The 9,210-nt window shown below is 59.8% G+C and carries 10 protein-coding genes; 9 read left to right on the top strand and 1 reads right to left on the bottom strand.

Annotated features, from left to right (window positions below; all coding sequences use genetic code 11):
- The 5 genes from GIW04_RS23810 to GIW04_RS23830 all read left to right on the top strand — a co-directional run.
- Positions 1-1,865: FUSC family protein (locus GIW04_RS23810; protein ID WP_236479254.1), on the top strand; the 1,865-nt coding region annotated here is incomplete at its 5' end.
- Entirely contained in the window at positions 1,855-2,064 is a 210-nt protein-coding gene (locus tag GIW04_RS23815) for a DUF1656 domain-containing protein (RefSeq protein WP_120248094.1), read from the top strand. The genes GIW04_RS23810 and GIW04_RS23815, both read left to right, overlap by 11 nt.
- On the top strand, positions 2,061-3,017 hold the full coding sequence (locus GIW04_RS23820; protein ID WP_120248093.1) for an HlyD family efflux transporter periplasmic adaptor subunit: 957 nt from the start codon (positions 2,061-2,063) through the stop codon (positions 3,015-3,017). The genes GIW04_RS23815 and GIW04_RS23820 overlap by 4 nt, the downstream gene beginning before the upstream one ends.
- The gene (locus tag GIW04_RS23825; RefSeq protein WP_120248092.1) at positions 3,017-4,438 is read left to right on the top strand and encodes an OprD family outer membrane porin; all 1,422 of its coding nucleotides are present in this window, start codon (positions 3,017-3,019) and stop codon (positions 4,436-4,438) included. The genes GIW04_RS23820 and GIW04_RS23825 overlap by 1 nt, the downstream gene beginning before the upstream one ends.
- Before the next feature lie 23 nt (positions 4,439-4,461).
- A complete protein-coding gene (locus GIW04_RS23830; RefSeq protein WP_003191531.1) occupies positions 4,462-5,385 on the top strand; it encodes a SphA family protein in 924 nt (307 codons plus the stop codon).
- On the opposite strand, the gene GIW04_RS23835 is transcribed toward GIW04_RS23830, so the two are convergent.
- Complete coding sequence (locus GIW04_RS23835) at positions 5,382-6,002, bottom strand: TetR/AcrR family transcriptional regulator (protein ID WP_014718568.1); 621 nt, start codon at positions 6,000-6,002, stop codon at positions 5,382-5,384. The two genes, GIW04_RS23830 and GIW04_RS23835, sit on opposite strands and share 4 nt — an antisense overlap.
- Positions 6,003-6,228: 226 nt before the next feature.
- Between GIW04_RS23835 and GIW04_RS23840 the strand changes: the two genes are divergently transcribed.
- The 4 genes from GIW04_RS23840 to GIW04_RS23855 form a co-directional block, all read left to right on the top strand.
- Complete coding sequence (locus GIW04_RS23840) at positions 6,229-7,095, top strand: fumarylacetoacetate hydrolase family protein (RefSeq protein WP_057711360.1); 867 nt, start codon at positions 6,229-6,231, stop codon at positions 7,093-7,095.
- Between the two features lie 128 nt (positions 7,096-7,223).
- A complete protein-coding gene (locus GIW04_RS23845) occupies positions 7,224-8,219 on the top strand; it encodes a VOC family protein (protein WP_003191528.1) in 996 nt (331 codons plus the stop codon).
- An 11-nt stretch (positions 8,220-8,230) separates the two neighbouring features.
- Complete coding sequence (locus tag GIW04_RS23850) at positions 8,231-8,854, top strand: malonic semialdehyde reductase (RefSeq protein WP_003191526.1); 624 nt, start codon at positions 8,231-8,233, stop codon at positions 8,852-8,854.
- A 104-nt stretch (positions 8,855-8,958) separates the two neighbouring features.
- Positions 8,959-9,210: MFS transporter (locus GIW04_RS23855; RefSeq protein ID WP_236479255.1), on the top strand; the 252-nt coding region annotated here is incomplete at its 3' end.

Raw genomic sequence — 9,210 nt, forward strand, 5'->3', positions numbered from 1 at the left:
TTGTTACCTTGTCGCTGTGGCTGGCGTTCTGCACGGCGGGTGGCACGTTGCTGCGCTACACCAGTTCCCACGCCTTTGTGCTCAGCGGGTTCACGGCGGTCGTCGTTGGGCTGCTTGCTGTACCGGAGCAGGATAATACCTTGATGCTGGCGATCACCCGACTCACTGAGACGCTGTTGGCGGTTGCCTGTGTCGGCGTGGTCAGCCTGTTGACGGCGCGCCCGGAAGCGGTCGCCCGGGGGTACTTTGCCAAAGTAGATCAAGTCCTGAAATTGATGGCGGCCCATGCGGCGGCGGTGATTCGTACCGAGGAGAGCGAGGCCGATTTCCGTAAGCGCCAGATGCAGTTACTCGGAGAAATCAACGCACTGGAAGGCCTGCGCCGGCATTTGTATTTCGATGCGCCACGGTTGCGCAGTGCCAACGGCCTGGTGCAACTGCTGGGTAATCAATTGGTATTGCTGACTTCACGTCTGACAGTGCTGCGTCGTCAACGCACGCTGATCGATGAGCGTTGGCAAGGTGAGCTTCCCGAAGACATTCAACAGCTGCGCGCTGACGAACTCGCGTTCCTGGATGAGTTGGCAGTGGCGGGGCGTTCATTATCGACGCAGGCGCGCCAGCGCTTTAGCGTGTTGCAGCAGCGCTTTGACCAGCAGGCCAATAAGGTTGAGCAACGTGATGAGCCCATAACAGGTACGTTACGCGCGCTGGCGTGGGCCTTGCGTTGGGAGCAGGCCAGGCTGTTGCAACAACTGGAAGAGATCCTGCAACTGAGTGATGCCATTCAGGAGGGCCGTCCGGCCAACTGCCTGCACCGCCAGAGCCGAAGTAATCCGCTGTACCTGGACTGGCGCCTGGCGGGAATGAACGCTGCCCGTGCGTTTATTGCCTTGCTTGTGTGTGGATTGATCTGGATCGAAACGGCTTGGGATGGCGCCCGGGCAGGGATGATCCTGGTGGGAATTCTGTGCTCATTGATGGCGACCTTTCCACGGCCCTTGGCGGCAAGCCAGAACTACGCACGTGGGTTTGGCCTGTCGCTGGTGATTTCAGCGGTCTATCAGTTCATGCTGGTGCCCGCCATTGGCGACGTCGAAATGCTGCTGTTGATTCTGGCGCCGTTGCTCTATGTGATTGCTGTGGGCCTGGCCAGCCCACTGACTGCGGGGATAGGCATGGGCCTGGGGCTTTCGACCTTCCTGATGGTGGGCCCGCAGAATATCGGGGCCTGGCAAAACACCGCGAGTCAGTGGTTCGAATTTGCCGGTGCCTATATCGGAGCTTGCACCTTGTCGTTACTGGTGTACTCCTGGGTGTTTCCATTCAATCCGGCCCGGCGCATTCACCGTCTGTTCGATGAGAGCCGGGAGCAGGTCTACGTATTGCTCAAGACCTCAGCGACGGATCAGCAGCAGTTCGCCTTTGAAAGCCGGATGATGGATCGCCTGACCATGATGCTGGGTTTGTTGCCCTCGACCAAAGACCCGCGAGCCCATGCGCTGTTCGAGGTCACTCTGGCCTGCATGGCCCTGGGCGTGGCGTTGAACCAGCTCAAGCAACAAGGGCAGAACAATACATTGCTGACGGCGCAAACCCAGGCCCGTTTGCAGTCGGTTCTGGACCAGTCAGGCCGTTATGTGGCGGGAAGGCCCACCGTCGACTGGCAGGCATTGACCGATGCATTGCGGCACCTGGGCGATGACCTGGACCAACTGCATGCCGCTGAGCTTTCGTCCGGGCATGAACAGCTCTGGTCGGTGTTTCGCATTCGAGTGGCACTGCTGATCGTTGCCTCGTTTATTGAGCGCTACCGCGAATTTCTTGAGCTCGATGAAAAAGGAGTGCCGTCTCTTGCACATTGATTTTGAGGTAGGTGGCGTCTACCTGCCGCCCAATGCGCAGGCTTTGTTGCTGGCGCTGCCGATTTTCATGGTGCTGGGCTGGTCCTTGCGTCGGCTGGGCGTGCTGCGGTTTGTGTGGCATGAGGCGCTGTTCGAAGGCGCGCTCTATGTCTGCGTGTGTGCTGTTGTGATTCTAGTAATGGGAGCCTCGTCACCTTGAAAAAATACATCGCCCAACTGATTACCCTGGCGGTTGTCTTGCTGGCGCTGGTCCTGGGCTGGTTCGCCTGGGAGCACTACACCCGTTCACCCTGGACTCGCGATGCCAGGGTGCGCGCTGATGTGGTGACCTTGTCGGCGGACGTCTCCGGGCTGATCGCCAGTTTGCGGGTTCAGGATAACCAGCATGTGAGCAAAGGGGACCTGCTACTGCAAATCGACCCGGCGCGCTATGCCCTGGCAGTCGAGCACGCACGACGCTCTGTTGAAGTGGCCCAGGCAGCAATGGGCCAGTCGGAGGCTGCAATTATTGCCAGCCAGGCGCAGCTCAAACAGCGCCAAAGTGAAGAGCGGCGCCGGCGTAGCCTCAAACAAGGGTTCGCCATCTCCGGTGAGGAGTGGGAGAAGTCCAATACCGACGTGGCTATCGCTCAGGCGCAGTTGCTCAGCAACCAGGCCAACCTGGGGCTGGCCCAAGCCAATGTGCAGCTGGCAAAGGCTGCCTTGACCCAGGCCGAACTCGACCTGCAGCGCACCCGGGTGGTGGCACCCGTCAGTGGTTATGTGACCAACCTGCTGACCCGCCAAGGCGATTACGCCAGTGCCGGCGGTGCCTTGCTGGCGTTGGTGGACAGCGATTCGTTTTATGTCAGTGGCTACTTTGAGGAAACCAAGTTACCGCGTATCGCACAAGGTAACCCAGTGCGGATCCAGTTGATGAGCGGCGAGACCTTTAGCGGAACCGTGCAGAGCATCGCCTTCGCCATCACCGACCGGGAGAACGCGCCTGGCAGTCGCTTGCTGGCCAACATCAACCCCAGCTACACCTGGGTCAAGCTGGCCCAGCGGGTCCCCGTGAGAATTCAGATCGATCCTGCATACGCCGCCAAGGACCGTTTGCGGGCAGGCACTACGGCGACGGTGACGGTGCTTGAACAACAGGAGCAACGCTGATGAGTGTGTCATTGCGCCGGCTGAGGCGGGGTTCCATTTCGTTGACGGTCTGGCTGTCGGCGACAGGAGCCTATGCCGATAACTCCATGGACCAGAGAGATAACCTCAGCACCGGTATCAATGAGCGACAAAAGGCTGAGCTGTCGGTCACGCCGGGATTTGTCAGCGGCTCGTCCCTCAAAGGCTTGCTGCGCAATTACTACCTGGGCCGCGATAACCACAACACACCGTCCAGGCGCGACCAGCGCGAGTGGGTGCAGGGCGTGTACCTGTCCTTTCGTTCGGGATACACCGACACGCCCATTGGGGTCGGGCTCGATGTGCATGGTTTTTATGGGCTCAAGCTGGATGGAGGAGGGGGCAGTGGCGGGGCCGGATTGCTGCCGCTGGACTCAAAAGGCGCGCCAGAGTCTGACTTCTCGGCTGCGGGCGCGGCGCTCAAGTTACGCGGGTTTGACAGCTTGATGCAGGCTGGCGATCAGTACCTTGAAAACCCGCTGATCGCCAGTGGCGTCAGCCGAGTCTTTCCCCAGACATTTCGCGGTGTCACGCTCAAGAACTACAGCCTGGAACACCTGACACTGGACACTGGCTGGATCGACTCAACACGCCAGCGCAACCAGAGCGGCCAAAGCCACTTGACCACCAGTTACGGCACCGGCAACAAGGCTGGGATGGCCGCTGATCGTGAAAGCGCGTCCATGAGTTGGCTGGGTGGCGTCTACGCTGTGCCCGGCGGGATAACACTGACCCTGTATGGCGGCCAATTGAGTGATATCTGGAACCAGTACTACGCCGGGGTCAGCCAGCCATTCAAGCTGACGCCTGGGCTTACGCTGACACCGTACCTGCGTTACTTCAAAACCCGCGATCAGGGCCAGCGCCAGTTGGGCCATATCGACAACAACACTTATAGCGGTGGCCTGACGCTGTCCGGCGCAGGCCAGAGCCTGACCCTGGGGCTGCAGAAGGTGGACGGCGACACGCCGTTCGACTACATGGTCCAGGACGACCGGACCTTCCTTTACCTGGGCAACTCCCAGCAATACGCAGACTTCAATGCACCTGGCGAAAAGTCCTGGAAGATTCAATACCAGACCAGCCTGGCGTTTATCAACGCGCCGGATTTCCAGCTCAGCACTTCATACACTCGCGGTGAAGCGGACCTGACCCGGGTCGATCCCAATAGCACGGGCTACGGCTACATCTATAACGCCGCCGGCAAAGATGCACACCATTGGGAGCGGGACGTTGCCCTGCGCTATGCCGTGCCAGACGGCAAGGCCAAAGGCTTGAATATCACCTTGCGCTGGGCCGCACACCGTTCGGCACAGGGGTATACCGCACCGGGCAACACCCGTGGCAATTCAAACGCCGATGAGTACCGGGTGATTGTCGATTACCCATTCAGTGTTTTCTAGTCGTTATTCAATGAAGGTGTTGTATGAGTCAAACCCAATGGATTCGGGTGCTGGGCATCAGCTCGGCACTGGCCTGCGCCACGAGCGAGGCTGACAGCATCAGCCTGCCACCTCTGGCCCTGGGCAATGCCAGTTTCATGGATGGGGTCGCCGGCCCCGGTGCGTTGTTCGAGTTACCGGTGCAGTATTACCGCAGCAACTCGGCCTACGATGCCCATGGACATGCGTTGCCGGGGCGGCAGCAGGTGCACAGCACCACGGTACTGCCGCACCTGGCTTACTTCAGCGACAAGACTTTGCTGGGAGCGAACTATGGCGCCGAAGTGCTATTGCCACTGGTGAACCTGGAGATAGAGATCGATCAGGGCCCCAAGGGACGACGGACTCGCCAGGGTGACATGATCGTCAGTCCGTTTCTGTTGCAGTGGGCCCCGGTGTCGTTCTTCGGCCGCCCGTACTGGCAGCGCTTGAATTTCGTGTTCTCCTTGCCGACGGGTTCCTATAACAAGGATTCGAGCCTCAATACCGGGAGCAATGTCTGGGTGTTCAACCCCCATTACGTGTTCACCTGGGAGTTGACTGACCGCCTGGAGGTCAGTGGTCGTTTCAATTATGCGTGGTCAAGCCGCAATAACGATCCGGCGTCAGTCCTGCAAGCCGGCAGTATCCAGCCGGGAGAGGCGTTTCATAGCAACCTGTCGGTTTCTTATGCCGTTGCCGAGAAGTGGCGTATCGGCGTTGCAGGCTATCAACTCAATCAGATCAGCGATGACCGCATTGATGGGCATCGCCAGCGTGACTCCAGGGAACAGGTGACAGGGATCGGGCCAGGGGTGATGTACCAGCAGGGAAGCCAGACATTCTTCGCCAATCTGTATTTTGAAAGTGGCGCTGAAAACCGCGCGCAGGGCACCCAATTGACGCTACGTTACCTTCATGGGTTCTAGTGCCTGTCAGTTGACAACCCGTTGATGAAAATCGCTGTGGTCTCACTGATCAGGTGCTCGCGCGCGGCTTTTCCAGGGCATGAGCTAAGCCCGAGCAGGCAGCGCAACTGCATGTCGCCGGTCAGCGCATCAAGGAAGATCTTCGCGCGGGTCTGCGGGTTGCCCGGCATGACCAGCCCGGCTTCCTCGGCCCAGGTAAAGTAATCGGCCAGGCAGCTATAGGCCGTTGCGGGGGCAGCCTCGAAGAACGACTTTGCAGCCTCCGGCGCGCGCAGGGCCTCGGACACGATTAGGCGATGCAGGGCCAGGGTGCGAGGCGACAGCACCACATCGAGAAAGACCCGTGCAATGGTCGTCAGTGCCTCCTGTAGAGGCTTCTGAGCGAGGGTCATGTGAGTCAGCGGGCTGACGTTTTCTGCGCACAGTTGCTCGATAATCGCGGCGAACAACCCTTCCTTGCCGCCGAAGTAGGCATAGAGCGTGCGTTTGGAGCCGCCAATGTTGGCGATGATCCCGTCAACACTGACCCCTGAATAGCCTTCTGCGAGAAACATATCAGTCGCAGCCTGGAGAATACTTTGACGCTTTGCTGCTTGCCTCGGGGTAGGGGTTTGCATGTGGCTCGGCTATTCCTGAAAAGAACAATTCAAAAGTTCTCCTAGCCTACGCCGCTCTGCACAAGCCTTCCAGCCGCGCAGAGGGACGAATCAAGCGATTGCCCCGGAATTTTTTTTGTAAAAACACTTTGATGACCCTTGACGAGTTATTTATTTGGGCGCATTTTCGACAAAAGGGTACGGTAACGTACCGTACCGAACTATAACAACAACAGAGGTAGTGATCATGCGTTTCGTACACTTTTTGGAAGGCTCCACCAAAGGTCTGGCCATTGAAAAAGCAGGCGCGCTGCGAGGTTTGACCGAACAGGAAAGTGGTTATCCGGGTGCCCTGGAGAGCTTGCTCAAGGCCGGTCCGAACGCGCTGCAAGCGGCTCATCAGCGCTTGAGCGACGCCCGTTTGCTCGATCCATCGAAGCTGCGTTACCTGCCCCCGCTGGAGCGCCCGGGCAAGATTGTGTGTGTCGGCCTGAATTACGCCGATCACACCAAGGAAAGCCCTTATGAACAGCCGACCTATCCGACCTTTTTTCCGCGTTTCAGCACCAGCCTGGTCGGCCATGGCGAACCCATCCTGCGCCCGCGTGTCTCCGAACAACTGGACTACGAAGGAGAGCTGGCGGTAGTGATCGGCACTGGGGGCCGGCATATCGCGCGCGCGCAGGCCCTGGAGCATGTGGCGGGCTACGCGATCTTCAATGAAGCCTCGGTTCGCGATTACCAGTTCAAATCGCCGCAATGGACCATTGGCAAGAACTTCGACGCCACTGGCGCGTTTGGTCCGACCTTCGTCAGTGCAGACGAACTGCCAGCGGGGGCAGTCGGCCTCAACCTGGTGACCCGCCTCAATGGCACGGTGGTGCAGCAGGGCAATACCGCCGACATGATCTTTGGGGTCGCCGAACTGATCGCCGTGCTCAGTGAAGCGGTGACCCTGGAACCCGGTGACGTGATCGTCACCGGCACCCCGGCAGGGATTGGCTGGGCGCGACGTCCGCCACTGTTCATGAAGCCTGGCGACCTCTGCACCGTGGAGATCGAAGGCCTTGGCACCTTGAGCAACCTGATCGCCGACGAGCCTTCAGCGGCCTGAGTCCACGCCTCAGTTTTTTCGAGCGCGCAGCACAACCGACCCACCGTCACTACGGTGGGCAGCGATCCCGGCTGCCCTGGTTTTGACCACCGGTTGTCCTGCCCATTGAATGCCCAGGAGCAACTACCGTGCTGCAGATCAAAGACATCAACCATGTGCTCTACCGTCATCCCGACCTTGGAGTGGTCGAACGTTTCCTGACCGATTTCGGCCTGGTGGTTATGCACCGTACCGAGCAACGCCTGTATTTTCGCGGTACCTGCTCACTGCCCTATGTGTACATCGCCGAGAAGGCTGTTGAAGCCAGCTTTGGCGCCATCGCGTTCGCCGTCGAAAGCCTCGATGACTTGCATCAGGCTACCCGGTTGCCGGGGGCCTCGGCGATCCGGCCGCTGGAAGGCCCCGGAGGAGGGCAGTACGTCGCCTTGCATGATCCCTCGGGGCGGCGCATCGAGCTGGCCCACGGTATCGAAGCCGTGGGCACGCTGCCCCAGCGTGCTGCGTTGACCCTCAACTCGGCCCATCACAAGCAACGCTTTGGCGATGTGCAGCGGCCCGGCAAGGGCGCGGCACAAGTCCTGCGCCTGGGTCATGCGGCGATTGGCGTGCAGGACATGCCGCAGCACCTGGCCTGGTACCAGCAAGTGCTCGGCATGCTGCCTTCGGACCTTGTGGTTCAGGAGCCTGACCGGGACCGCCCGAGCGCGGCCTTCCTGCGGTTGAACCGTGGCAGCGCCTGGACTGACCATCACACCATCGCCCTGTTCCAGGCACCGAAGGACTTCGTCCATCACGTGTCCTTCGAGGTGCAGGATTTTGACGCGCAGTGCCTGGGCCACGAGTGGATGACCCTGCAAGGTTGGTCGCCGTTCTGGGGGGTAGGCCGGCACATGCTGGGCAGCCAGATCTTCGATTATTGGCGGGACCCGTCCGGCAACCTTATCGAGCACTTCACCGATGGCGACCTGTTCAACCAGGACTCGCCCTCGGGTTACACCCAGGCGTGCGACGCCAGCCTCTACCAGTGGGGCCCGCCGATGTCGGTGGAGTTCTTCCTGGGCGGCGAGTGTGCCGCTGAACAGACCTTGCCCCGGTCGACTTCAGACCGTCAACGACGCAGTTGAGGACAGATGCCATGAGTCAGGTAATCAGCGAGCAGGTGCTCGATAAGTTGTTTCGCCAGGCCCGTAGCCAGAACGGCTGGCTGGATAAACCGGTGGATGATCAAACCCTCAAGGCACTCTACGACCTGATGCGCTGGGGCCCGACCAGCGCCAACGGCTGCCCTGCGCGCATTGTGTTTTTACGCAGTGCCCAATCCCGGCAGCGTTTGCTGCCAGCCCTGAGCGCCGGCAATGTCGAGAAGACCCTGGGCGCCCCGGTGACGGCAATCATTGGCTACGACACGCAGTTCCATACGCAGTTGCCCAGGTTGTTTGCGCACAACCCCACAGTACGCGACTGGTTTGCCGACCAGCCGGATTTGCTTGAGTCCACCGCGTTTCGCAACAGTTCGCTGCAGGGCGGCTACTTCATTCTCGCGGCCCGGGCTCTGGGCCTTGACTGCGGGCCGATGTCCGGGTTTGACCACGCACAGGTCGACCAGACGTTCTTTGCTCCAGGGGCCGAGGGCATGCAGGCCTTTGCCGGGATGAAGATCAAGACGAACTTCCTGTGCAACCTCGGCTATGGCGACCCCGCAAAACTCTTTGCCCGTAACCCGCGGCTGGGCTTCGACGAGGCCTGCGCCCTGCTGTAACTGACTAACCGCACCCGTAAATCCTCCAGGCCGATCAAGCGTGCTGCGATGCATCACGTCTGTCGATCGGCCTGGCAAAACAACAACAATAAGGAAAACCTGCAATGCGAGCTCTATCCAAATGGCATGTACTTATCGGCGGTTTCCTTGCGTATCTGTTTGACGCCATGGAGATCATCCTACTCACCATTGCGCTCCCGGTGATCCGCCAGGACCTGGGCCTGACGTTCAATGAAGCTGGCATGCTCGCCTCGGCAACCTTGCTGGGGATCGGTTTGAGCGGCATTACCACTGGGTGGTATTGCGACAACTACGGCCGACGCAAAGCCCTGCTGATCTCGTTGATCGTGTTCGGC

Origin of the sequence: Pseudomonas sp. PA-4-8C (assembly GCF_021606625.1) — a bacterium.
GTDB classification, from domain to species: Bacteria; Pseudomonadota; Gammaproteobacteria; order Pseudomonadales; family Pseudomonadaceae; genus Aquipseudomonas; species Aquipseudomonas lactis.

Coding starts and splice junctions, on each gene's coding strand:
- GIW04_RS23825 (WP_120248092.1), top strand. CDS start 3,017: ATGAGTGTGTCATTGCGCCGGCTGAGGCGGGGTTCCATTTCGTTGACG.
- GIW04_RS23830 (WP_003191531.1), top strand. CDS start 4,462: ATGAGTCAAACCCAATGGATTCGGGTGCTGGGCATCAGCTCGGCACTG.
- GIW04_RS23835 (WP_014718568.1), bottom strand. CDS start 6,002: ATGCAAACCCCTACCCCGAGGCAAGCAGCAAAGCGTCAAAGTATTCTC.
- GIW04_RS23840 (WP_057711360.1), top strand. CDS start 6,229: ATGCGTTTCGTACACTTTTTGGAAGGCTCCACCAAAGGTCTGGCCATT.
- GIW04_RS23850 (WP_003191526.1), top strand. CDS start 8,231: ATGAGTCAGGTAATCAGCGAGCAGGTGCTCGATAAGTTGTTTCGCCAG.